General features: G+C 74.3%; 26 protein-coding genes. 17 read left to right on the forward strand and 9 right to left on the reverse strand.

What is annotated here, in order from left to right; translation table 11 throughout:
- The first annotated feature begins 38 nt into the window (after window positions 1-38).
- On the forward strand, window positions 39-461 hold the full coding sequence (locus ACSNOC_RS09025) for a hypothetical protein (RefSeq protein ID WP_436746767.1): 423 nt from the start codon (window positions 39-41) through the stop codon (window positions 459-461).
- A 6-nt stretch (window positions 462-467) separates the two neighbouring features.
- The gene (locus ACSNOC_RS09030) at window positions 468-755 is read left to right on the forward strand and encodes a DUF3817 domain-containing protein (protein ID WP_436746768.1); all 288 of its coding nucleotides are present in this window, start codon (window positions 468-470) and stop codon (window positions 753-755) included.
- Here ACSNOC_RS09030 and ACSNOC_RS09035 read toward each other — a convergent pair.
- Window positions 725-1,693: a GlxA family transcriptional regulator gene (locus ACSNOC_RS09035; protein WP_436746769.1), complete on the reverse strand. Its 969-nt coding sequence runs from the start codon at window positions 1,691-1,693 to the stop codon at window positions 725-727. The genes ACSNOC_RS09030 and ACSNOC_RS09035 overlap by 31 nt on opposite strands.
- Before the next feature lie 19 nt (window positions 1,694-1,712).
- Entirely contained in the window at window positions 1,713-2,414 is a 702-nt protein-coding gene (locus ACSNOC_RS09040; RefSeq protein WP_436746770.1) for a VWA domain-containing protein, read from the reverse strand.
- A 279-nt stretch (window positions 2,415-2,693) separates the two neighbouring features.
- On the opposite strand from ACSNOC_RS09040, the gene ACSNOC_RS09045 reads away from it, so the two are divergent.
- Both ACSNOC_RS09045 and ACSNOC_RS09050 read left to right on the forward strand, forming a co-directional pair.
- Window positions 2,694-2,942 carry a hypothetical protein gene (locus ACSNOC_RS09045; RefSeq protein WP_436746771.1) on the forward strand — a complete coding sequence of 83 codons (249 nt, stop codon included), beginning with the start codon at window positions 2,694-2,696 and terminating at the stop codon, window positions 2,940-2,942.
- 80 nt (window positions 2,943-3,022) lie between these two features.
- A complete protein-coding gene (locus ACSNOC_RS09050) occupies window positions 3,023-4,156 on the forward strand; it encodes a nitric oxide synthase oxygenase (protein ID WP_436746772.1) in 1,134 nt (377 codons plus the stop codon).
- Window positions 4,157-4,182: 26 nt separating this feature from the next.
- On the opposite strand, the gene ACSNOC_RS09055 is transcribed toward ACSNOC_RS09050, so the two are convergent.
- Together ACSNOC_RS09055 and ACSNOC_RS09060 are read right to left on the reverse strand one after the other, a co-directional pair.
- Window positions 4,183-4,800, reverse strand: a complete 618-nt coding sequence (locus ACSNOC_RS09055) for a dihydrofolate reductase family protein (protein WP_436746773.1) — start codon at window positions 4,798-4,800, stop codon at window positions 4,183-4,185.
- A gap of 117 nt (window positions 4,801-4,917) precedes the next feature.
- Complete coding sequence (locus tag ACSNOC_RS09060; RefSeq protein WP_436746774.1) at window positions 4,918-5,394, reverse strand: Lrp/AsnC family transcriptional regulator; 477 nt, start codon at window positions 5,392-5,394, stop codon at window positions 4,918-4,920.
- A 359-nt stretch (window positions 5,395-5,753) separates the two neighbouring features.
- On the opposite strand from ACSNOC_RS09060, the gene ACSNOC_RS09065 reads away from it, so the two are divergent.
- Genes ACSNOC_RS09065 through ACSNOC_RS09090 form a run of 6 tightly spaced genes read left to right on the forward strand, consistent with a single transcriptional unit; the run spans window position 5,754 to window position 10,532 of the window.
- A complete protein-coding gene (locus ACSNOC_RS09065) occupies window positions 5,754-5,993 on the forward strand; it encodes a hypothetical protein (protein ID WP_436746775.1) in 240 nt (79 codons plus the stop codon).
- A 19-nt stretch (window positions 5,994-6,012) separates the two neighbouring features.
- Complete coding sequence (locus ACSNOC_RS09070) at window positions 6,013-6,876, forward strand: NTP transferase domain-containing protein (RefSeq protein WP_436746776.1); 864 nt, start codon at window positions 6,013-6,015, stop codon at window positions 6,874-6,876.
- Window positions 6,873-8,225: a molybdopterin molybdotransferase MoeA gene (locus tag ACSNOC_RS09075; protein WP_436746777.1), complete on the forward strand. Its 1,353-nt coding sequence runs from the start codon at window positions 6,873-6,875 to the stop codon at window positions 8,223-8,225. The genes ACSNOC_RS09070 and ACSNOC_RS09075 overlap by 4 nt, the downstream gene beginning before the upstream one ends.
- On the forward strand, window positions 8,222-9,361 hold the full coding sequence (locus ACSNOC_RS09080; RefSeq protein WP_436746778.1) for a potassium channel family protein: 1,140 nt from the start codon (window positions 8,222-8,224) through the stop codon (window positions 9,359-9,361). The genes ACSNOC_RS09075 and ACSNOC_RS09080 overlap by 4 nt, the downstream gene beginning before the upstream one ends.
- 11 nt (window positions 9,362-9,372) lie before the next feature.
- Window positions 9,373-10,212, forward strand: coding sequence for a phosphotransferase family protein (locus tag ACSNOC_RS09085; protein ID WP_436746779.1), 840 nt, complete (start codon window positions 9,373-9,375; stop codon window positions 10,210-10,212).
- Between the two features lie 35 nt (window positions 10,213-10,247).
- On the forward strand, window positions 10,248-10,532 hold the full coding sequence (locus ACSNOC_RS09090; protein ID WP_436746780.1) for a zf-TFIIB domain-containing protein: 285 nt from the start codon (window positions 10,248-10,250) through the stop codon (window positions 10,530-10,532).
- An 89-nt stretch (window positions 10,533-10,621) separates the two neighbouring features.
- On the opposite strand, the gene ACSNOC_RS09095 is transcribed toward ACSNOC_RS09090, so the two are convergent.
- Complete coding sequence (locus tag ACSNOC_RS09095) at window positions 10,622-10,846, reverse strand: DUF397 domain-containing protein (RefSeq protein ID WP_436746781.1); 225 nt, start codon at window positions 10,844-10,846, stop codon at window positions 10,622-10,624.
- Window positions 10,846-11,667, reverse strand: a complete 822-nt coding sequence (locus ACSNOC_RS09100) for a helix-turn-helix domain-containing protein (protein WP_436746782.1) — start codon at window positions 11,665-11,667, stop codon at window positions 10,846-10,848. Before ACSNOC_RS09100 ends, ACSNOC_RS09095 begins: the two co-directional genes overlap by 1 nt.
- A 190-nt stretch (window positions 11,668-11,857) precedes the next feature.
- On the opposite strand from ACSNOC_RS09100, the gene ACSNOC_RS09105 reads away from it, so the two are divergent.
- The 7 genes from ACSNOC_RS09105 to ACSNOC_RS09135 all read left to right on the forward strand — a co-directional run bounded on the left by ACSNOC_RS09105 (window position 11,858) and on the right by ACSNOC_RS09135 (window position 18,416).
- Window positions 11,858-12,196, forward strand: a complete 339-nt coding sequence (locus ACSNOC_RS09105; RefSeq protein ID WP_436746793.1) for a hypothetical protein — start codon at window positions 11,858-11,860, stop codon at window positions 12,194-12,196.
- 44 nt (window positions 12,197-12,240) lie between these two features.
- Window positions 12,241-13,206, forward strand: a complete 966-nt coding sequence (locus tag ACSNOC_RS09110) for an NAD(P)H-quinone oxidoreductase (RefSeq protein ID WP_436746783.1) — start codon at window positions 12,241-12,243, stop codon at window positions 13,204-13,206.
- A 107-nt stretch (window positions 13,207-13,313) separates the two neighbouring features.
- Window positions 13,314-13,562: a hypothetical protein gene (locus ACSNOC_RS09115; protein ID WP_436746784.1), complete on the forward strand. Its 249-nt coding sequence runs from the start codon at window positions 13,314-13,316 to the stop codon at window positions 13,560-13,562.
- Between the two features lie 80 nt (window positions 13,563-13,642).
- The gene (locus ACSNOC_RS09120) at window positions 13,643-14,263 is read left to right on the forward strand and encodes a PadR family transcriptional regulator (RefSeq protein WP_436746785.1); all 621 of its coding nucleotides are present in this window, start codon (window positions 13,643-13,645) and stop codon (window positions 14,261-14,263) included.
- A complete protein-coding gene (locus ACSNOC_RS09125; RefSeq protein WP_436746786.1) occupies window positions 14,260-15,009 on the forward strand; it encodes an ABC transporter ATP-binding protein in 750 nt (249 codons plus the stop codon). Before ACSNOC_RS09120 ends, ACSNOC_RS09125 begins: the two co-directional genes overlap by 4 nt.
- Before the next feature lie 86 nt (window positions 15,010-15,095).
- Window positions 15,096-17,828 carry an FtsX-like permease family protein gene (locus tag ACSNOC_RS09130; protein ID WP_436746794.1) on the forward strand — a complete coding sequence of 911 codons (2,733 nt, stop codon included), beginning with the start codon at window positions 15,096-15,098 and terminating at the stop codon, window positions 17,826-17,828.
- Window positions 17,829-17,849: 21 nt separating this feature from the next.
- Entirely contained in the window at window positions 17,850-18,416 is a 567-nt protein-coding gene (locus tag ACSNOC_RS09135; protein ID WP_436746787.1) for a bacterial proteasome activator family protein, read from the forward strand.
- 68 nt (window positions 18,417-18,484) lie between these two features.
- Here ACSNOC_RS09135 and ACSNOC_RS09140 read toward each other — a convergent pair whose 3' ends face one another.
- Genes ACSNOC_RS09140 through pdhA form a run of 3 tightly spaced genes read right to left on the reverse strand, consistent with a single transcriptional unit; the run spans window position 18,485 to window position 22,018 of the window.
- Window positions 18,485-19,840 (reverse strand): dihydrolipoamide acetyltransferase family protein, encoded by a 1,356-nt coding sequence (locus ACSNOC_RS09140; RefSeq protein ID WP_436746788.1) that lies wholly within the window; start codon window positions 19,838-19,840, stop codon window positions 18,485-18,487.
- A 25-nt stretch (window positions 19,841-19,865) separates the two neighbouring features.
- Window positions 19,866-20,846: an alpha-ketoacid dehydrogenase subunit beta gene (locus tag ACSNOC_RS09145; protein WP_436746789.1), complete on the reverse strand. Its 981-nt coding sequence runs from the start codon at window positions 20,844-20,846 to the stop codon at window positions 19,866-19,868.
- 5 nt (window positions 20,847-20,851) lie between these two features.
- Window positions 20,852-22,018: a pyruvate dehydrogenase (acetyl-transferring) E1 component subunit alpha gene (gene pdhA / locus ACSNOC_RS09150; protein WP_436746790.1), complete on the reverse strand. Its 1,167-nt coding sequence runs from the start codon at window positions 22,016-22,018 to the stop codon at window positions 20,852-20,854.
- Between the last annotated feature and the right edge of the window lie 332 nt (window positions 22,019-22,350).

Below are 22,350 nucleotides of genomic sequence, written 5' to 3' on the forward strand. Positions count from 1 at the left end.
CACTTCCCGGCTCTGACCTGCGGGATTACGGTCGCGGCGTGTCCAAGTTCTTGCTCAGCGTCCACGTTCTCGCCGCGATCGTCGCCATCGGGCCGGTGACCGTCGCGGCCAGCATGTTCCCCCGCTTCGTCCGCGACGGCGGCAATCCGGCGGTCGGCGCCGTGCTGCACCGCATCTGCCGGGTCTACGCGGCCCTCGGCGTCACCGTGCCGGTCTTCGGGCTGGCCACCGCCCTCAGCATGGACGTGCTCACCGACGCCTGGCTGCTGGTGTCGATGGCGCTGACGGCGGTCGCCGCCGTCGTCCTCTTCGCCGCCGTGCTGCCCGCGCAGCGGGACGCGCTCGACGGCGGCGGCGCCAACGCCGCGCGGCTCGGCATGACCGCCGGGATCTTCAACCTGCTGTGGGCGGTGGTCGTCGTGCTGATGATCGTCCGGCCCGGCTCCTCGACGGGGGCGTGAGCACCGATGTCCTTGCTGCGTGCCGCCGCCGTGGTGGAGGCCCTGTCGCTGGCCGTCCTGCTGGGCAACCTGTTCACCGCGCACCACCCGGTCGTCTCCTCGGTGGTCGGACCGGTGCACGGCTCGGCGTATCTCGTCGCCGTCGTCGCCGTCTTCGTGGGCGAGGACGTGCCCCGGGCCGCCCGCCCGCGCGCGTTCGTGCCCGGTGTCGGCGGCCTGTGGGCGCTGCGCGCCGGGCCCGGGACCCCGCCCGCGCCGGGGGCTCAGGACCGCGCGCGGAACGTCCGCCGGTAGCCGAGGGGGCTGGTGCCCACCAGCGCCTTGAACGCGTCGCGGAACGCCGTCACCGAGCCGAACCCGACCTGGCCCGCGATCCAGTCGACCGAGTGGCCCGTCGTCTCCAGCAGGTACTGCGCCTTGCGGACGCGCGCCCGGTGCAGCCACCGCAGCGGCGTCGTGCCGGTCTGCTCGCGGAAGCGCCGGTTGAGCGTGCGGGGGGACATCCGGGCGCGGCGGGCGATGTCCGCGAGGCGCAGCTCGCGGTGGGCGTTCTCCCGCATCCACCGCAGCACCGGCTCCAGCGAGGTGCCGTCCGGCTCCGGCTCCGGGTGGGCGATGAACTGCGCCTGCCCGCCGTCCCGTTCGAGCGGCATCACGGAGAAGCGGGCGGCGTCGGCCGCGACCGCCGAGCCGTGGTCGCGGCGGATGATGTGCAGGCACAGGTCAAGCCCGGCCGCCGCGCCCGCCGAGGTGAGGAACTGCCCGTTGTCCACGTACAGCACGTCGGGGTCGACGGTGATCCGGGGGTGGCGGCGGGCCAGTTCGGCCGTGCCCAGCCAGTGCGTGGTGGCGCGCAGCCCGTCCAGCAGCCCGGTGGCCGCGAGGATGAACGTGCCCACGCAGATGGACGCGATCCGCGCGCCCCGGGCCGCCGCGGCCCGCAGTTCGGCCGTCAGTTCCTCCGGCACGGGCGTGCCGAGGGGATCGGCCACGCCGGGCAGCACGACGGTGTCGGCCGTGCGCAGCACGTCCAGGCCGTGCGGGACGCGGAGGGTGAAGGCGCCCGCGTCCACCTCGGGGACGGTGCCGCACACCAGCACCCGGTAGGCGGGCGCGCCGCCGGGCAGGGTGGCGGCGCGGCCGAACGACTCGACGGGTGTGGCGAGATCGAACGGGATGACGCCGTCCAGGGCGACCACCGCGACGGTGTGCGCCGTGTGCGCCGTGTCCATCGGTGTTCCTCCGCCCCGGTCAGGACAGGATGCCGGCGGCGCGCGCCGCGGCCAGCCACTGCGGGAACTCGCTCATCAGCCCGTCGTACAGCTCCTCGCCGGGCACGGCGCGCGGGTCGGGCCCGGCCGGGAAGAAGCCCGCGTTGTCCACGGCCCGCCGGGGCAGGTCGTCCAGCCTGCGCAGGAACGTGAACGGGTCGTCGCCGAAGCCGACGAACTGCCAGAACAGCGGCAGCGTCGAGGACTCCGTGAGCAGCGCGGCGGTGGCGCCCTTGTCCTTGGGCGCGCCGTCCGTCTGGAAGATCACGAACGCCGGGTCCTTGGTGCCGGAGGCGAGGTAGTGGTCGAGGACGGCCCGCATCGCCTTGGCGTAGTAGGTCTGCCCCATGTGGCCCAGGGTGTCGTGGATCTCGGCCACCCGGCCCCGGTGCCGGCCCAGCTCCAGGTCGGCGCGGGTGTGGACGTCGGTGGAGAAGAAGACGGCCGGCACCACGCCGTCGTCGTCGAAGTGCGCGGCCAGGCTCAGCGCCTGCTCGGCCAGGTGCTGGACGGTGCCGTCGGCGTAGAAGTTCCTCATGGATCCGGAGCGGTCCAGGACCAGGTAGACGGCGGCGCGCACGCCGGCCAGCCGGTGCTTGCCGAGGCTGACGCCCGCGGACTTGTAGAGGTCGACCAGGTCGGGGGCGGTGGCGGTGACCTTCTCCAGGCTTATCGGGCTCATGTCGGCGTCCTCGCTCATTCGTCGATCGTCGCTGTGCGCCGCGTTCGTCGCTCGGGTGCGCGGTCTCCCCAGGTATCCCATGAACCGGCGCGGTCTGTCTCCGGGTTCCGCCCCCGGCTCACGGCCGTGCGTCGAACGCCTGGACGTTTCTCACCCGTTCCGCGTCCCCCGAAGGAGTTTTTCGTTGCGCAATGCGGCGGAAAGTCGTCACCGGCCGACACCTGGAGCCCGCACAGTGGTCTCTTGGCACAACGCGGAACGGAACGCGAGGGAGCCGTTATGGGCTGGGCTGACGGCGTATGCGTGGTCGACACGAGGAGCGGCAGGATCGGCCGGATCACCGGGCGGTCCGGTCCCCGGCTCCGGCTCCGTCCGCTCGGCGGCGGCGGCCGGCCGTGGGCCTGTCCGGCGGACGCGGTGCGCGCCGCGACGGAGTGGGAGCAGCGCAACGCGGACGTGCTGGACGCCAACTGGCGCTTCTGGCGGGCCGCCGCGCGGCAGGGCGGCGAGAAAGCTACTCCCCGGTAGCATTTTTCGGCCGGTGCATATCAACTACGCTGACCCCCGGCGGGGGTGACGCAGGAGGCGGACGCGACACCGGGGAGCTCATGCAGCACGACCAGTGGCGGATGCCGGACCGGTCGGAGGCCGAGGAGTTCATCCGGCTCTTCCACGCCGAACACCCCAACCAGCCGGTGCCGTTGTCGATGCGCCTGCGCCAGGTCCGCGAACACCTCGACACCTACGGCACGTACCGGCACACCCGCGCGGAGCTGGACTTCGGCGCCCGCGTCGCCTGGCGCAACGCCAGCCGCTGCATAGGCCGGTTGTACTGGAAGAGCCTGCGCGTCATCGACCGCCGGGCCGCCGTGACGGCCGACGAGATCTACGCCGGTCTCTGCGACCATCTGCGGCTGGCGACCAACCACGGCCGTGTCCGCCCGATGATCTCGGTCTTCGCGCCCGCCACCCCGGACCGCGCGGCGCCCCTGGTGTGGAACAGCCAGCTCGTCCGCTACGCCGGCTACCGGGACCGGGACGGCACCGCGATCGGGGACCAGGGGCAGACCGGCTTCACCGACACCGTGCGCCGCCTGGGCTGGCAGGCGCCCGGCGGCTGGTTCGACATCCTCCCCCTCGTCGTCCAGGCGCCCGGCGACAAGCCGCAGCTCTACGACCTCCCCCGCGAACTCGTTCTCGAAGTGCCGCTCAGCCACCCCGACTTCCCCGGCTTCGCCCGGCTGGGCCTGCGCTGGTACGCGGTGCCGGTGATCTCCCACATGCGGCTGAGCATCGGCGGCGTCGACTACCCGCTCGCGCCGTTCAACGGCTGGTACATGGGCACCGAGATCGGCGCCCGCAACCTCGTGGACCCCGACCGCTACAACCTGCTGCCCGTCGTCGCCCGCCTCCTCGGCCTCGACACCAGCAGCGAGTCCACGCTGTGGCGGGACCGCGCGCTGGTCGAGACGAACATCGCCGTGCTGCACTCCTTCGAGGCGGCGGGCGTGAAGATCACCGACCACCACACCGAGTCCCGCCGCTTCCTCACCCACCTGGCGCGCGAAGAGGAAGAGGGCCGGATCGTGCCCGCGGACTGGAGCTGGATCGTGCCCCCGGTCTCCGGCGGCATCACCCCGGTCTTCCACCGCTACTACGACGAGGCCGAGTTGCGCCCCGCCTTCCACCTCGACGCGGAGGCGCGCGCCCGGGCGGCCGGCGGCTGCCCGGCCGGCCACTGAAACACGGCCGCTCCCGGCCGCGCGGCTCACTCCGGGGCCGGGAACGCGCCGTACTCCGGGGCGCCGGCCGGCTCGTACACCTGCAGCACGATCCCGGAGGCCGTCGTCGCCGTGCGCAGCAGCCGCATCGCGAGCGGCGCGCCGTTCTCGGGGAACAGCTTCTTGCCCGCGCCCAGCACCACCGGGTGGACCAGCAGCCGCACCTCGTCGATCAGCCCCTCGGCCAGCAGCGACTGGGCCAGCTCGGCGCTGCCGCTGATGCCGATCTCGCGCCCCGGCCGCTTCTTCAGCTCCGCGACCCGCGCCGGGACGTCGCCGGAGAGGATGGTGGTGTTCGCCCACTCGGCCGTGGTGAGGGTCTGCGAAGCGACGTACTTCGGCAGGGAGTTGAGCCGGGACGCGATCGGGTCCGCCGGGTCGGTGACCCGCGGCCAGTGCCCGGCGAAGATCTCGTACGTCCGGCGGCCGAGCAGGAAGGCGTCCGCCTCCTCGAACCAGCCGGTCACCAGCCGCCCGAAGTCCTCGTCGGCGTACGGGAACGACCAGCCGCCCTGGGTGAACCCGCCGCTGGTGTCCTCCTCCGGCATCCCCGGCCCCTGCACCACGCCGTCCAGCGTCACGAACTCCGTCAGCGTCAGCCTCATCGCGCTCATCTCCTCGCGTCGCGCGGCCGGGCCGCGGCCTGTCCGCCGCCCGTCACCCCCTGTCGGACCCGGCCGCTCGCGCGAACTCATCGGCGACGGCCGGGGAGGGGCCGTGGATCACCCGTCCGGCAGCAAGTCCCGCTCCTCGAACACCAGTAACGTCCGCGTGCCGATCACCTCCGGCATCGCCTGGATCCGGGTCAGCACCAGCTCCCGCAACGCCCGGTTGTCCGCCGTGTGCACCAGCAGCAGCACGTCGAAGTCCCCGCTCACCAGGGCGATATGGGCCGCGCCCGGCAGCGTCTCCAGCTTCTCCCGCACCGCGCGCCAACTGTCCTGCACGATCCTCAGCGCGATGTACGCCGACGCGCCCTGCCCCGCCCGCTCGTGATCGACCCGGGCCGAGAAGCCCCGGATCACGCCGTCCTCGATCAGCCGGCTGATGCGGGCGTACGCGTTGGCCCGGGATATGTGCACCTGCTGGGCCACCGCCCGCACCGACGCCCGGCCGTCGGCCTGGAGGAGCCGCAGGATCGCGCTGTCAATGGGATCGAGCGCCCGGCCCCGGTTCGGAGTCACCTGGTCCTCGCACATGGCCTCCGGCCTCCCCTGCCTGGACGTCCTGCCCCCATGTCACGGCAGAACGGGCCGACTGTCCACAGGCCGGGGGACGATACCTGCCGACCCGTCGGCGGGCAGGAGCATCCCGCTCCCCCGCGGCCGGAGAACGAGCCGCACCGCACGCCCGGCACGGCCGCACCGGACCCCGGGGACCCCGCCGAGGCGCGCCGCACCCGCCGGCGCGGGAGCCGAGTGCGCCGCCCGCGCCACCGGCGACGGCATTCCCCGCCCGCCGCCGCTGCCGGAGCGCCACCACCTCCCGGTCACGGCCCTCCTCGGCGTGCCGGGCGAGGAGCATCCCGGTCGGCGCCCCCGCCACCACCCCGGCCGCCGTGACGCGGGTGCCGCTGCGGGGAGTTCCCGGCGCCATGGCCGACCGGCTCGCCCGCGCCCGCCTCGCCGCCGCCGTGGAACGCGCGCCCGGGAGGTCGTCCGGCACCGGGCCGTTCACCCCGGCGTCCCCGGCGTCCCCGGCGTCGACGGCGTCCGTGCGTGCGCGCGACGGCCGACTCGCCCCGCGCCACGTCGCGGATCCCGTCGGACAGCCGGTGCTCCTGCCCCGCGACGCGTGACGCCGGGTACCGTGCCGGTATGGCACCCCCACACGCAGGGCCCGTCGCCCCCCACGACGCCGTCGTCCTCGCCGGCGGTGCCGCGCGGCGGCTCGGCGGCGCGGACAAGCCCGGCGTCACCATCGGCGCCCGGACCCTGCTGGACCGGGTCCTCACCGCCTGCACCGGGGCCGGGGCCGAGCGGTGCGTGGTGGTCGGCCCGCGCCGCCCCACCGCCCGGCCCGTCGTCTGGGCGCGCGAGGACCCGCCGGGGGGCGGCCCCCTCGCCGCCCTCGACGCCGGGCTGCGCCACACCGACCGGCCCCTGGTCGCGGTGCTCGCCGCCGACCTGCCGTTCCTCGGCGCGGACACGCTGCGCACGCTGCTGGCCGTTCCGCCGGACGCCGACGGCGCACTGCTCCAGGACGGCTCGGGCCGCGACCAGCCGCTCACCGCCGTCTACCGCGCCGAGCCGCTCCGCCGCGAACTCGCCCTGCTCCGCGCCGAGTACGGCACCCTCGCCGGGCTGCCCCTGCGGCTGCCGCTGAACGACCTCGCGCTGCGCCGCGTCCCGGTCCCCGGCGGCCTCGACTGCGACACCTGGGCCGACATCGCCACGGCCCGCGCCAGGATCAGGGACGATGGGACCGTGCTGGACGAATGGATCGCGGCGGTCAAGGCCGAACTCGGCATCGACCCCGACGTGGACACCAAAGCGCTGCTCGACGCCGCCCGCGACGCCGCGCACGGCGTGGCCCGCCCGGCCGCCCCCCTGACGACGTTCCTCATCGGCTACGCCGCCGCCCTGCACGGCATCGCGCCGGCCGACGCGGCCCGCAGGATCTCCGCGCTCAGCGAGACCTGGCAGCGGGAGCAGCCGGAACAGCCGGAGCAGCAGCCGTGAACGACGACTTCGACGACGCCCTCGCGCTCGCCAACGGCCCCCTGCCGCCGACCGGTTCGCACGGCAGACCCCAGCGGCCCGCCTCCGCGGCCGGGGCCGGGGCCGCCGCCGACGACGCGGCGCCCGCCGGGGACGCCCGGGACGGCGGGCACGGCGGCGACGGCGGCGACGGCGACTGCGCCCTCGTCAGCCCCGCCTGGGACAGCGCCCGCGCCACCGCGCACCGCTGCGTCCGCCCGCTGCCGCCGCGCCGCCTGCCGATCGACCTGGCCCTCGGCCACACCCTCGCCGCGCCGCTGACCGCGCTCACCGACCTGCCCGCGTTCGACACGTCCGCCATGGACGGCTGGGCCGTCGCCGGACCCGGCCCCTGGCGGCTGACCGACGCCACCGGCGCGCTGGCCGGCGCCCCCGCCGTCCGCCCGCTGACCGACGGCGAGGCCGTGCCCATCGCCACCGGGGCCCGCATCCCCGAGGGCGCCACCGCCGTGCTCCGCTCCGAGCGCGGCACCGCCGCGGACGGCCGGCTCAGCGGCGCCAACCCGCAGCCCGGCGCCGACATCCGCCCGCGCGGGCAGGAGTGCCGCACCGGCACCGAGCTGCTCCCCGCCCGCACCCCGCTCACCCCCGTGACGCTCGGCCTGGCCGCCGCCGCCGGATACGACCAGCTCCCGGTCCGCCCCCGGCCGCGCGTGGAGGTGCTGGTCCTCGGCGACGAGCTGCTCTTCCGCGGCCTGCCGCACGACGGCCGCATCCGCGACGCGCTCGGTCCGATGACCGGCCCCTGGCTCGCCGCCCTCGGCGCCCACGTCCTGGTCACCCGCCGGCTCGGGGACGACGCCGACGCCCTGCACGAGGCCGTCAGCACCAGCCGCGCCGACCTCGTCGTCACCACCGGCTCCACCGCCGCCGGGCCCGTGGACCACCTCCGCGCGGTGCTGCGCCGCCTCGGCGCCCACCTGCTCGTCAGCGGCGTCGCGGTCCGGCCGGGACACCCCATGCTGCTGGCCGAACTCCCCGGCGGCAGGCCGCTGGTGGGCCTCCCGGGCAACCCGCTGGCCGCCGTCTCCGGCCTGCTGACCCTGGCCGCGCCGCTGCTGTGCGCGCTCGCGGACCGGCCGATCCCCGCCGAGCGGCGCGCGGCGCTCACCGAGGCGGTGCGCGGCCACCCCAGGGACACCCGGCTGGTGCCGGTCGACCTGCCCGAGCCCGGCCGCGCCCGGCCGCTGAGCTACGCGGGCCCCGCCATGCTGCGCGGCATCGCCGCCGCCTCCGCCCTGGCCGTCGTCCCGCCCGGCGGCGCCGGGGACGGCGACACGGTCCGCCTGCTCGACCTGCCCCGCGCATGAGACTCCCCGGCTCCCAGGTGGCGCGCGGCGACCAGGACGACTCGTCGCCCGGCGTCCACCTGCCGCGCTACGTGGCCGGCCCGCTGGCCCAGGTCATCCGTCGGCTGTGCATGGCGGGCGCGGTGATGGCCCTGGCCGTCCTCCTGGTCTGGGCCGACCGCGGCGGCTACCACGACAACCACGACGGCGACGTCGGCTTCCTCGACGTCCTGTACTACGTGACCGTGTCGCTCTCCACCACCGGCTACGGCGACATCGTCCCCGCCAGCGACGGCGCGCGGCTGATCACGACCTTCCTGATCACCCCGCTCCGGGTGCTGTTCCTGATCATCCTGGTCGGCACCACGCTGGAAGTCCTCACCGAACGGACCCGCGATCAGTGGCGCCAGGCCCACTGGAGGAAGAACGTGCGCGACCACACCGTCATCGTCGGCTTCGGGACCAAGGGCAGGTCCGCGGCCGAGACGCTCATGAGCGGCGGCCTCGGCCAGGACCGGATCGTGATCGTGGACCCGAGCAGCCGGGTCGTGGAGCAGGCCAACGCCGACGGCTACGCGGGCGTCGTGGGCGACGCGACGCGCAGCAGCGTGCTGCTGCGGGCCAGGACCGACCGGGCCCGGCAGGTCGTGATCTCCACCCAGCGCGACGACACGGCGGTGCTGGTGGCGCTGACCGTGCGGCAGTTGAGCAAGTCGGTGCGGATCGTGGCCTCGGTGCGCGAGGAGGAGAACGTGCCGCTGCTGCGGCAGTCCGGCGCCGACGCCGTGATCACCAGCGCCAGCGCGGTCGGCCGGCTGCTCGGCCTGTCGATGATCAGCCCGAGTTCCGGCGCGGTGATGGAGGACCTGATCCAGCACAGCAAGGGCCTGAGCCTGCGGGAGCGGCCGGTCACCAAGGCCGAGGCGGGCCGTTCCCCGCGCGAGTGCGACGACCTGGTGGTGTCGGTGATACGGGGGCACCGGCTGCTGCCCTTCGACGACCCGGGCGTCGCCAGGCTGGAGCTGACCGACCGGCTCGTCGTCATCCACCGGGTGCGCCCCGAGGAGGCGCGGGCCGCGGCGGACAAGGCGGCGGCCGAGAAGGACCGGCGCGAACGGGAGCGCGGGCCCGGCTCCTGGCGCATCCCGCGCCGCTGAGCGGACGCCCCATGGCGGAGGAGATCCTGGCGGACCGTCCCGAGAGCACGGTCGTCCGCACCGGCGGCACGGTGACGAAGACCCACGCCCCCGGCACGGACGAGGCGGCGCTGGCGCTGCGGCTGGCGGTGGCGGCCCACCCGGCCGTCGCGGGCGTCCTGCTGCCGCCGCTGCCGCCCGCGGCGGTCGCGCGGTCCGCCGCCGGGCGGCCGGTGACCCGGTGGCCGTACGGCTCGCCCGTCAGCGGGCGCGCCATTCCGTGGGAGGCGGCGGGCGCGCTGCTGGCGCGCCTGCACGCGGTGCCGGTGGCGGCGCTGGGCGGGCTGGGCCCGCTCCCCGCGGCCCGCGGCCCGGAGCGGGCCGCGCGTGCGGTGGCCCGGATGCGGGAGACGGTGACCGGCCGCCGGTTCGCCGCGGCCAGGACGGCGGTGGAACGGGCCTGGGCGCGGATCGACCTCCCCGGTCCGCCGGGCCCCGGCGCGGTGCTGTGCCACGGCGACTTCCACCTGGGGCAGCTGGTCCGCCACCCGGAGCCGGGCGGGCCGTGGCACCTCATCGACGTGGACGACCTCGGCCTCGGCGACCCGGCGTGGGACCTGGCCCGGCCCGCCGCCTGGTACGCGGCGGCGCTCATCGGGACGGACGAGTGGGACCGGCTGCTGGGCGCCTACCAGGCGCGTTCCGGCACGGCGGGCGAGGATCCGTGGCCCCGGCTCGACGTCCCGGCCCGCGCGCTCACCGCGCAGCTGGCCGCGCGGGCCCTGGCCCGGGCGAGCGCGGACGGGACGGGCCTGGAGGAGGCGGGCCGGGCGCTGGTCGATTCCTGTGTCCGGATAGCCGCGCTGCCGTAGGGTGAAACGGCCAGCAAACGACCATGGAGCCGATCATGCAGTGTCCCAAGTGTGGCGCCGCCATGCACACCTACAACCGCAGCGGGGTCCAGATCGAGCAGTGCGCCAACTGCCGCGGGATCTTCCTCGACTACGGCGAGCTGGAGCACATCACCCAGCTCGAATCCCGCTGGGCCCCGCAGGCGGCCCCGCCCCCGCCGCCCGCGCAGCCGCACTACCAGCAGCCGGGCCCGGCCTGGGGCGCCCCGCACCAGGGCCACGGGCATCACCGCCCGCACCACCGCAAGGGCGGCCTCTCCGGCCTCTTCTACTCCTCCTGACCCCGGCGCCCGGAAGCACCGAGGCGCACTGAGAAGCCCCGCTGTCCCCGGGAAGACCTGGACAGCGGGGCTTCGGCGTGCCGCCGGGGTCAGTGGGCGTGCAGGTCCCCGGACACGACGGCAGTCAGGAAGCTGGTCCAGCCGTTCGAGGTGAAGGCGAGAACCGGACCCCGGGGGTCCTTCGAGTCCCGCACCGGGACCACCCCGGCCGCGGTGGCCAGGTTCCGTGCGCACTCGACGCATTGCCCGCCATTGCCGCTGCTGTACGTGGACCGGGTCCACTGCGCACCGGAGAGGTCGAACGTGCTTTTCATCAGGAGTACTCCTCCAACATCACCTTTTTGATGAATGCCAGCGAATCGTCAGGCGACAGAGCGTCCGCCCGCAATCGATCGTAGATCGCGCTCGCCGCGGTCACCTGCGCGGCCGAGTCGATCACATGACCGCCGGTCCACGATTCCTCCCACAGCAGGGTCGCCTCCTCGGCGAACGTCATCAGCGTGAAACTCTCCGCCGCCGGTGGGGCGCCCGTGCTGAAGGGCAGGACCTGAAAGGTGATGTGCGGGGACTCCGCCTCGCCCAGCAGATGGCCGAGTTGGTCCCGCATCACCTCGCGCCCCCCGATATGACGACGCAGACAGCTTTCGTCCAGGATCACCCAGAGGAGTGGGGGGTTTTCCCGGTCGAGGATCTCGTGGCGCCGCAGCCGGGCCTCCACCTTGCGCTTGACCCACTCCTCCGAGGCCGTCGGATGGGACGTCCGGTAAATGGCATAGGCATAGTCCTCGGTTTGCAGGATGCCGAGGACGAGGTTCGCGCTGTAGTCGAGGATGCTCTCCGCCTCCGCCTCCAGGTGCACGTACGGCTCGAACCAGGACGGATGTTCCCTCCGGTTGATGCGTTCGCGCATGCGCGCGAAAAAGCCCGAGGTATTGAACACGCGGTCGCACGCGGCGGCGAATTGGGCGCTGCCGAGCAGCAGGCCGTTCTCCACCTTGCTGATGTACGGCGGCTGGTAGTGCGTTTCGTCGGCCAGTTCCTTCTGGGTCAGCTTGGCGTGGAGCCGTGCTTCTTTGACCTCGGAGCCGAAATAGGCATAGCCGTCGCTCGATTCACTGCCGCTGTAGACGTTCACCTGTTCGCTTCCCTGACTTTCCGGATCGGTGGGAAACCCCAAAACCCTGTGTTTCGGGCACCCCGGAGGGTGATGGTTGGAGTACGCAAGGTAAGTACCCACGGCCGACGGAGAGTCACATGACAGCCACCGAACCGCCTGAACCGGTTTCCTGTACGAGCTTTCACCTGAGGGAGGTGACTGCGGCGTGATGGTGCATGTGGCCTTGCGGGGCGTCGAGTTCTCCGGTGCGAGCGACTGGCCGGCGCCCCCGGAGAGCGAGAGCGGGAATCAGTGGAAGACCGGCCGGTGCTGGCTGTACTGCCGGCGCGAGGACGTCGACGTGCTGTGGATCGGCCCGGTCCGCACGCCGTACCTGGACGGCGAGATGTACGGCTGCGGCCAGTGCATCGCCGAACTCGTCCAGACCGTGCGCGAGGAGCAGCGCCGCGCCGACCTGCGGCTGCGGCGGCTGTGCGAGCACCGGGAGCTGGAGAAGCGCGAGGGCAAGACGTTCTGCACGGGCTGCCGGCGGCAGATCTACCTCTGAGCCGCCGCCGGGTGCGGCGGGCGGCGGGCGGTAGCGTCGGGGCCATGCGTGCGATCACGATTCCCGAACCGGGCGGTCCCGAGGCCCTGGTGTGGGCGGAGGTCCCCGACCCCGCCGCCGGTCCGGGCGAGGTGCTCATCGACGTCGCGGCCTGCGGCGTGAACCGGGCCGACGTGCTCCAGCGGCAGGGCTTCTACGACCCGCCGCCCGGCGCCTCGCCCTACCCGGGCCTGGAGTGCTCGGGGACGGTCGCCGCGGTCGGGCCCGGCGTCACGCGGTGGCGGCCGGGCGACGAGGTGTGCGCCCTGCTGGCGGGCGGCGGATACGCCGAACGCGTCGTGGTGCCGGACGGGCAGGTGCTGCCGGTGCCGGACGGCGTGGACCTGGTGACGGCGGGCGCGCTGCCCGAGGCCGCCTGCACGGTGTGGTCGAACGTCTTCATGACGGCGGGCCTGCGCGCCGGCGAGACGCTGCTCGTGCACGGCGGCGGCAGTGGCATCGGCACGCTGGCCGTGCAGCTGGGCAAGGCGGCCGGGGCGCGGGTCGCGGTGACCGCGGGCAGCGCGGCGAAGCTGGAGCGCTGTCGCGCGCTGGGCGCCGACGTCCTGATCAACTACCGCGAGCGGGACTTCGTGGCGGAGCTGCGCGGCGGCGCCGACGTCATCCTCGACATCGTCGGCGCCAAGTACCTGGAGCGGAACGTGCGGACGCTGGCGGCCGGGGGACGGCTGGTGGTCATCGGGCTCCAGGGCGGCGTGAAGGCCGAGCTGAACCTCGGCGCGCTGCTGGCCAAGCGGGCGTCCGTGACCGCCACCTCGCTGCGGGCCAGGCCACCGGCCGAGAAGGCGGCGATCGTCGCCGGGGTGCGGGAGCACGTCTGGCCGATGCTGGCCGACGGCCGGTTGCGGCCGGTGGTGGACCGGGCGCTGCCGCTGCCGGAGGCGGCCGAGGCGCACCGCGTGATGGAGGCGAGCGACCACGTGGGGAAGATCATCCTGACCGCCCGCTGAAGATGCCGGATCCGTTCGGGTGTGTGACGCTGGACACATCGACGGTTGGGCATCAGTGGCGTGAAGGGTCGGGACCTGTGAGGCTGTGGGCGGGAATCGCGGTGGTCGTGGCGGCATCCGTCGCGGTGGTCCTGCTGCCGTCGGCCGCGTTCGGCCATCAGCCGTCCCCCGCGCCCGCGCCGGCCGCCGGGTTCCTCTCCGGGACCGTGGACGACCAGCCCGGACTCTCCTCGGAGCCGCGCTTCGCCTCGCGCCCCCAGGCCGGTGAGGTGCTCCCGGTCCTCCCGCTCGGCGCGGGCATCGCCTGCCTCGGGCTCGGGATAGGAGCCCTCGGCCTCCGCCTGCGCCAGTCCTGAGCCCGCACCGGTCCTGACCGCGCGCCGGTCCTGGCCACGGGTGTTGCCGGGGCGGTTCATACTCGGTATACATACGCGGTATGTCCATCAGATACGGGCTCCTGGCCCTTCTCGAACAGGGGCCGCGCTACGGCTCGCAACTCCGGGCCGAGTTCGAGTCCCGTACCGGGTCCGCCTGGCCGCTGAACATCGGTCAGGTCTACACGACCCTCGGCCGTCTGGAGCGCGACGGGCTGATCGTGCCCGAGGGGGGCGGCGACGCCAAGCAGCAGCTCTACGCGATCACCGACAGCGGCCGGGACGAGCTGGCGCGGTGGTTCACCCAGCCCGTCGACCGGACCCACCCCTCGCGCGACGAACTCGCCATCAAGCTGGCCATGGCGGTCGGCACCCCCGGCCTCGACGTGGCCGCGATCATCCAGGCGCAGCGCCGCCACACCCTGGCGGCCATGCAGGACTACACCCGGCTGAAGGCCCGCGCGCTGGCCGCGGGCCCCGGCAGCAGCGACGACATCGCCTGGCTGCTCGTGCTGGAGCAGCTCATCTTCACCGCGGAGGCCGAGACCCGCTGGCTGGACCACTGCGAGTCCCGCCTCCTCCGGCTCGCCGCCGCCCGGCCGCCTGCCGCCGAGCCGCCCGCGCCCGGCCCGGCGTCGCCGGCCACCGACCGACCGAAGGCCCGAGGGGGGACCTCGTCATGACCACCGACCGTTCCGCGGCCACCACCGCGCCCGTGCTGCGGCTGGCCGGGATCAGCCGCGTCCACGGCAGCGGCGTCACCGCCGTGCACGCCCTGCGGGGCGTCGATCTCACCGTCCACGCGGGGGAGTTCGTCGCCGTCATGGGCCCGTCCGGCTCCGGCAAGTCCACGCTGCTGACCCTGGCCGGCGGACTCGACACCGCCACCGCGGGCCAGGTCCTGGTCGAGGGCCGGGACCTCGGCGCCCTCGGCCGTGCCGAGCTGGCCAAGGTCAGGCGCACCAGCGTCGGTTACGTCTTCCAGGACTACAACCTGATACCGGCGCTGACCGCCGCCGAGAACATCGCGCTCCCCCGCGAGCTGGACGGCGTCTCCACCCGCGCCGCCCGCCGCGAGGCGCTCGCGGCGCTCGCCGAGATCGGCCTGCCCGAGCTGGCCGACCGCTTCCCCGACGAGATGTCCGGCGGCCAGCAGCAGCGCGTCGCCATCGCCCGCGCCCTGGTCGGCGACCGCCGCCTGGTCCTGGCGGACGAGCCCACCGGCGCCCTGGACTCCGAGACCGGCGAGGCCGTTCTCGCGCTGCTCCGCAGGCGCTGCGACGAGGGGGCCGCCGTGGTGCTGGTGACCCACGAGTCCCGGTACGCCGCCTGGGCGGACCGGGTGGTCTTCCTGCGCGACGGCACCGTCGTGGACCAGTCCGTCGCCCCCCGGGCCGAGTCGCTGCTGACCGGCGGGGAAGCCCGGTGAACGCTCTTGCCACCTGGCGGCTCGCGCTGCGCATCGCCCGGCGCGACGCCCTGCGCGCCAAGGGCCGCAGCGCCCTGGTCGTGGCCATGATCGCGCTGCCCATCCTCGGCGTGACCGCCGCCGACCTGGCGGTGCGCAGCAGTGAGCTGTCCCAGGCCGAGCAACTGACCCGCGAGATGGGGCAGGCCGACGCGCGGTTCCGCGTCGAGACCGGCGGCGAGCCCGTCCTCCAGTCGCCGGAGGGCGACGCGCTCCAGTTCCCCGACACGGTCGACACCTGGACGGCGGCCCTGACCAGGCCGCTGGACGAGGTGACGGACCGGCTGCGCGCGACCCTGCCCCCGGGCACCGAGATCCTGGCGGACCACACGGTCGAGGGCCTTGTCGACACCGAGGATGTCCTGCTGGCCACCGAGGTCAGGGAACTGGACGCCGCCCATCCGGCCACCGAGGGCATGATCACCCTGCTGAGCGGCCGGTACCCCGAGGGGCCGGGCGAGATCGCGGCGACCGAGGCGTTCCTCGACGAGAGCGGTCTGCGCGTCGGCGCCGAGCTGCGTATCCGGGACGACGACCGGAGCTACCGCGTCACCGGCGCCTACGAACTGCCCGACCGCCTCGACCAGGCCCAGCTCCTCGCCCTGCCCGGCGCGGTGCTGCCCCTGCCGGAGGGCGGCGCCGGCTGGCAGGGGCCGGCCACCCTTCTCGCCGTCGTGCCGGACGGCGGTGTCACCTGGCCGATGGTGATGGCCGCCAACGAGCACGGCCTCAGCGCCGAATCCCGTGCGGTGCTGGCGGACCCGCCGGCCGACGCCGACGTGCCGCTGTGGGACGAGTACGGCCCTCCAGGCTCCTCCGGGTCCGGCGTCGACAGCACCGTCGTGGCCGCGACCGTCACCGCCGTCTCGCTGGTGATCCTGGAGATCTGCCTGCTGGCCGGACCGGCCTTCGCGGTCGGCGCCCGCCGCTCGCGCCGCCAGCTCGGCCTGGTCGGCGCCAACGGCGGCGACCGCCACCACCTGCGGGCCGTCATGCTCGCCGGTGGGGCCGTGCTCGGCGCCGTCGCCGCGGCCATCGGCGTCGCGGGCGGCATCGCCCTCACCCTGGCCGCCCACCCGCTCATCGAGGAGCAGGGGAACAAGCGGTTCGGCGCCTGGGACTTCCGCGTCGCCGAACTGGCCGGGATCGCCGTGCTCGCCGTCGTCGTCGGCCTGCTGGCCGCCGTCATACCGGCGGTCAACGCCGCCCGCAGCAGCGTGCTCGACTCGCTCACCGGCCGCCGCGGCGTCCGCCGCGCCAACCGGGTGCTGCCCGTGATCGGCCTCGCCGTCCTGGTCCTCGGCACCGCCACGGCCCTCCTCGGCAGCCTGGTCACCGACAGCACGGTCGTGGTCGCGGCCGGCGCGGTCACGGCCGAGCTGGGCCTGGTCGCCCTCACGCCCGTGCTCGTCGGCGCCGCCGGCCGGCTCGGCCGCTGGCTGCCGCTCTCCGCCCGCCTGGCCCTGCGCGACGCCACCCGCAACCGGGGCCGCACCGCGCCCGCCGTCGCGGCCGTCCTGGCCGCCGTCGCGGGCAGTGTCGTGGTCGCCACCATGGTCGTCAGCGGCGAGGCCGAGAACCGCGCCGAGTACGTGGCGACACTGCCCACCGGCGGGGTGTCGCTCGCCGCGGACTTCCCCGATCAGCGTGACCAGCTCGACGCGGCCCGCGCCGCGGCGGAGCGGGAGCTGCCCACGGCGGAGCGGGCCGACCTCTTCGAGGTCGTGGCCGGCGACCCGGAGTGCGACAGCAGCGATGTCGCGGAGAGCTGCGGACTCGTGGAACTCGTCGTGCCCCCGGAGCGGGAGTGCCCGCTGTGGACCGAGGACGCCGACCGCCTGACGGCCGAGGAGCGCGGCGGGCTGAGCGACGATCCGCGCTGTGCCCGGGCGACGGCGCTGCTGATCGACGAGCGCGGAGTGTGGGTCGGCGGCCCCGAGGCGCTGGGGATCCTCGGCGTCGGCGACGACGAGGTCCGCCGGGCCGCCGACGCGCTGGAACGGGGCGAGGCCGTCGTCTTCACCGACCGGTTCGTCTCGGGCGACGGCGAGGTGCGGGTGAACCTCTGGGACGTCGACCCCTGGGAGGAGGACGGCGCCCCGACGCCGCCGGACCACACGGCCACCTTCGCGGCCCACCTGGTGGAAGGGGCGGAGTTCGGGCTCTCCGCGCTGATCTCGCCGGCCGCCGCCGAGGCCGCCGGACTGACCACCGTGGACGCCGCCAGCTTCTTCGCGACCACCGAGATGCCCGGCAGCGGCGAGCAACTGTCCTTCGAGCAGGCGCTGGCCGCGCTGGGCACCCCGCCGGCGGCGTACATCGAGGACGGCTACGACGGCGACCCCACGGCGGTCCTGCTGATCCTCGCGCTGGTGGCGCTGGTCATCACGCTCGGCGCCGCCGGGATCGCCACCGGCCTCGCCCAGGCCGACTCCGAGGCCGACCTCACCACCCTGGCGTCGGTCGGCGCGTCACCCCGGGTCCGCCGTACCCTCTCCGGACTTCAGTGCGGGGTGATCGCCGCCATGGGGGTGCTGCTCGGCTCCGTCGCCGGGCTGATCCCGGCGCTCGGCCTGCGGCTGGACGAGCACCGGAAGGCCGTCTCCGCGTGGGAGTGGAACTGGGAGCAGGGGTGGGATTCCGGGCCCCGGCCGGAGCTGTTCATCGAGCTGCCGTGGGCGACGTTCGCGCAGCTCATCGTGGTGGTGCCGCTCATCGCGTGCGCGGTCGCCGCGCTCCTGACCCGCTCCCGGATCCCCCTCGCGCGGCGGGCGGGGTGAGGCGCGTTGCATGATGGAGGTATGACGCAGCCGAGGAACGAACCACCGCACGAGAACTCGCAGATCCTGGTCGTGGGGCCGGACGGGATGGCTCTCAGCAGCGCCGGGCCCCGCGGTGGTGGCGCGGGCGACGAGGGACCGTCGGAGACTCCGCTGACGGAGATGGTGGAGCAGCCGGCGAAAGTCATGCGGATCGGCAGCATGATCAAGCAGCTCCTGGAGGAGGTCAAGGCCGCGCCGCTGGACGAGGCGAGCCGGGCCCGGCTGAAGGAGATCCACGCCAGCTCGGTCAAGGAGCTGGAGGAGGGCCTGGCGCCGGAGCTGGTCGAGGAGCTGGGACGGCTGTCGCTGCCCTTCACCGACGACAGCGTGCCCACCGAGGCGGAGCTGCGGATCGCCCAGGCGCAGCTCGTCGGCTGGCTGGAGGGGCTGTTCCACGGCATCCAGACCGCGCTGTTCGCCCAGCAGATGGCGGCCCGCGCGCAGCTCGAACAGATGCGGCGGGCGCTGCCGCCCGGCGCGCTGGCCGAGGACGGCGGGGAGCAGGGCGAGACCCGCGGCGGCGCCCGGTCCGGCCCCTACCTGTGACGGCCTGTCCCTGACGCGGCGACGGCGGCACCCGACGGTGCCGCCGTCGCCGTCCGTCCCGGGGGCCGTCAGCCCCAGGTGATGAGGCGCTGCGGCTGTTCCAGGACGGCCGCGACGTCGCGCAGCACCTTCGACCCCAGCTCGCCGTCCACCAGCCGGTGGTCGAACGAGAGCGCCAGCGTCGTGACGTGCCGCGGCTTCACCTTGCCCTTGTGCACCCACGGCTGGAGTTTGATCGCCCCGAAGGCGAGGATCGCGGACTCGCCCGGGTTGAGGATCGGGGTGCCGGTGTCGATGCCGAAGACGCCGATGTTGGTGATCGTCACCGTGCCGCCCTGCATGGCGGCCGGGGGCGTCCTGCCCTCCCGGGCCGTGCCGACCAGCTCGGAGAGCGCCCGGGACAGCTCCGGCAGGGTCTTGGCCCCGGCGTCCTTGATGTTCGGCACGATCAGGCCGCGCGGGGTGGCCGCGGCGATCCCGAGGTTGACGTACTCCTTGTAGACGATCTCCTGGCGCTCCTCGTCCCAGGAGGCGTTGACCTCCGGGTTGCGCCGGATCGCGACCAGCAGCGCCTTGGCGACGATCAGCAGCGCGTTGACCCGCAGCCCCGCCATGTCCGGGTCCTGCTTCAGCCGCTCCACGAGCTTGACCGTCCGGGTGACGTCCACCGTCACGAACTCGGTGACGTGCGGCGCGGTGAACGCGCTGCCCACCATGGCCTGCGCGGTCGCCTTGCGCACGCCCTTGATCGGCACCCGCCGCTCCCGTCCCACCGCTTCGGCGACGGGCGCCGGCGCCGGCGCGGGCTCCGGCTCGGGCGCCGGGGGCTCGGCGGCGGCGCGCACGTCCTCGCGCGTGACGACGCCGTTCGCCCCGGTCGGCGTGACCGACGCCAGGTCGATCCCCAGATCCTTGGCCAGCTTCCGCACCGGGGGCTTGGCCAGCGGGCGCTTCTCCCCGGCCACGTCCCCGGCCGCCTCCCCGAGGACCCCCGGCGGCGGTGCGGCCTCCGGCTCCCGGCCGCCGCCACCGGCCGGGGGCTGCTGCTTCCGGGCGCGGCGCTTCGTGGAAGGGGCCGAGACGCCGTAGCCGACCAGCACCGGCTTGCGCGCCTGGGCCCTGGCCTGCGGCGCCTCGCCCTCCTCCGCGGCGGGCTTCGCCGCGGAGGGGTCCGTGTCCACCCTGATGATCGGCGTGCCGACGTCCACCGTGGTCCCCTCCTCGAAGAGGAGCTCACGGACCTCGCCGTCGTACGGGATGGGCAGCTCGACCGCGGCCTTGGCGGTCTCGACCTCCACCACCACCTGGCCGTCGGTCACCGTGTCACCCGGCTGGACGAGCCACTTCAGGATCTCGGCCTCCGTGAGCCCCTCGCCCACGTCCGGCATCTTGAACTCGCGGTAGCGCTGTGCCTCAGCGGCCATCGTCACGACTCTCCTCAGCCTTTCCTCAGTACGCCAAGGCGCGGTCGACGCTGTCCAGGACCCGGTCCAGCCCCGGGAGATACTCCTCCTCCAGCCGCGCCGGCGGATACGGCGCGTGGAAGCCGCCGACGCGCAGCACCGGGGCTTCCAGGTGGTAGAAGCAGCGCTCCGTGATCCGGGCCGCGAGCTCCGCGCCCGCCCCGAAGAAGACCGGCGCCTCGTGCGCGACCACCAGCCGGCCGGTCTTCTCCACCGACCGCTGGACGGTGTCGAAGTCGATCGGGGAGACCGACCGCAGATCGATCACCTCCAGCGACACCCCGTCCTCCTCGGCCGCGACCGCCGCCGCCAGCGCGGTCTTCACGGTCGGACCGTACGCCACGAGCGTCAGATCCGTGCCCGGCCTGACGACCTTCGCCGTGTGCAGCGGCCCCGGGATGCCCGCCGGGTCGACGATGCCCTTGTCCCAGTAGCGGGCCTTCGGCTCGAAGAAGATGACCGGGTCGTCGCACTCGATGGCCTGCTGGAGCATCCAGTACGCGTCCGACGGGTTCCCCGGCGTCACGACCTTCAGCCCCGCCACGTGCGCGAACAGCGCCTCCGGCGACTCGCTGTGGTGCTCGACCGCGCCGATGCCACCGCCGAACGGGATCCGCACCACCACCGGCAGCTTGACCTTCCCCAGCGACCTGGCGTGCATCTTCGCCAGCTGCGTGACGATCTGGTCGTACCCGGGGAAGACGAACCCGTCGAACTGGATCTCCGCGATCGGCCGGTACCCGCGCAGCGCCAGCCCGATCGCCGTCCCGATGATCCCCGACTCGGCCAGCGGGGTGTCGATGACCCGCTCCTCGCCGAAGTCCTTCTGCAGCCCGTCGGTGATCCGGAAGACGCCGCCCAGCCTGCCGACGTCCTCGCCCATCACCAGCACCTTGGGGTCGCTCTCCATCGCCCTGCGCAGCGAGGAGTTGAGCGCCTTAGCCATCGCCATCGTCTCGGCAGCCATGTCCGTCAGACCCCCTCGTGCCCGTGGTCCGCGAAGGAGGCGAGATACGCGGCGTACTGGGCGCGCTCCTCGTCCACCAGCGCGTGGCCGTCGGCGTAGGTGTGCTCGAAGATCGCCATGCCGTCCGGGTCGGGCATGCTCCTGATGGCCTCGCGGACCCGCCGGGCCATCGCGTCGCTCTCCTCCGCGAGGTCCGAGAAGAACGCCTCGTCCGCCGCGTCCTCCCGCTCCAGGCAGCGGCGCAGCCGCAGGATCGGGTCCTTGGCCTCCCAGACCTCCAGCTCCTCCTTGCGGCGGTAGCGGGTCGGGTCGTCCGACGTCGTGTGCGCGCCCATCCGGTACGTGAACGCCTCGACCAGCATGGGGCCCTGCCCGGTCCGTACGTGCTCGGCGGCGGCGCGGGTGACGGCGAGGACGGCGAGCACGTCGTTGCCGTCGACGCGGACGCCGGGGAAGCCGTAACCGGCCGCCCGCTGGTAGAGCGGAACGCGGCTCTGCCGCTCGGTGGGCTCGGAGATGGCCCACTGGTTGTTCTGGCAGAAGAAGACGACGGGCGCGTTGTAGACCGCGGCGAACGTGAACGCCTCGGCCACGTCGCCCTGGCTGGAGGCGCCGTCCCCGAAGTAGGCCACCACCGCCGAGTCCGCGCCGTCCTTGGCGACGCCCATCGCGTAGCCGGTGGCGTGCAGCGCCTGGGAGCCGATGACGATGGTGTAGAGGTGGAAGTTGTTGCTGTTCGGGTCCCAGCCACCGTGGTTGACGCCGCGGAACATCCCGAGCAGCAGCGTCGGGTCCACGCCCCGGCACCAGGCCACGCCGTGCTCGCGGTAGGTCGGGAACACGTAGTCGTCGTCGCGCAGCGCCCGGCCGGAGCCGATCTGCGCCGCCTCCTGGCCCAGCAGCGAGGGCCACAGGCCCAGTTCGCCCTGGCGCTGGAGCGCGGTGGCCTCCGCGTCGAAGCGGCGGGTGAGCACCATGTCGCGGTACAGGCCGCGCAGTTGCCCGGGGGTGGTGGTCAGGGCGTAGTCGGGGTGCTCGACGCGCTCGCCCTCGGGGGTCAGCAGCTGCACCATCTCCGGGCGCGCCGCCCGCTTTCTCGCGGCGGCGGTCGTCGTCTTCTTCGTCGCGGCCCGGCGCGGCTTGCCGCGCGGCGCGGTGCGTTCCACGGTCACTCGTGCTCCTCCGTCGGTCCGGCCCCCGGGGTCGCCGGGCGGCCAGGGCGGGCTCGTCCGGTCCCGTACGGCGCACGGGGTGGGGTGCGGCGTGGACGGAACCGAGCGGTCTGGTGTTCCGTTCGTGTCCCGTTCGTCGGCCCCATAAGAGCACGGTATCCAGTCGGATCTCAACCCGAGAAAGCGCCCCTGACCTGCGGATTTACCTGGAAATCCAAGTAGTTCGCCACAGCGGGCGGAACGGCACTGGTCCAAGCCTTGCAGGGCCCGGGACCCTTGCACGGTAACGCGGCCGGGCGGGTCGCGGGAAGGGGCGGGCGGACCCGGACGGC

Source organism: Streptomyces sp. URMC 129, from assembly GCF_051386415.1.
In the GTDB taxonomy this organism is placed as follows: Bacteria; Actinomycetota; Actinomycetes; order Streptomycetales; family Streptomycetaceae; genus Streptomyces.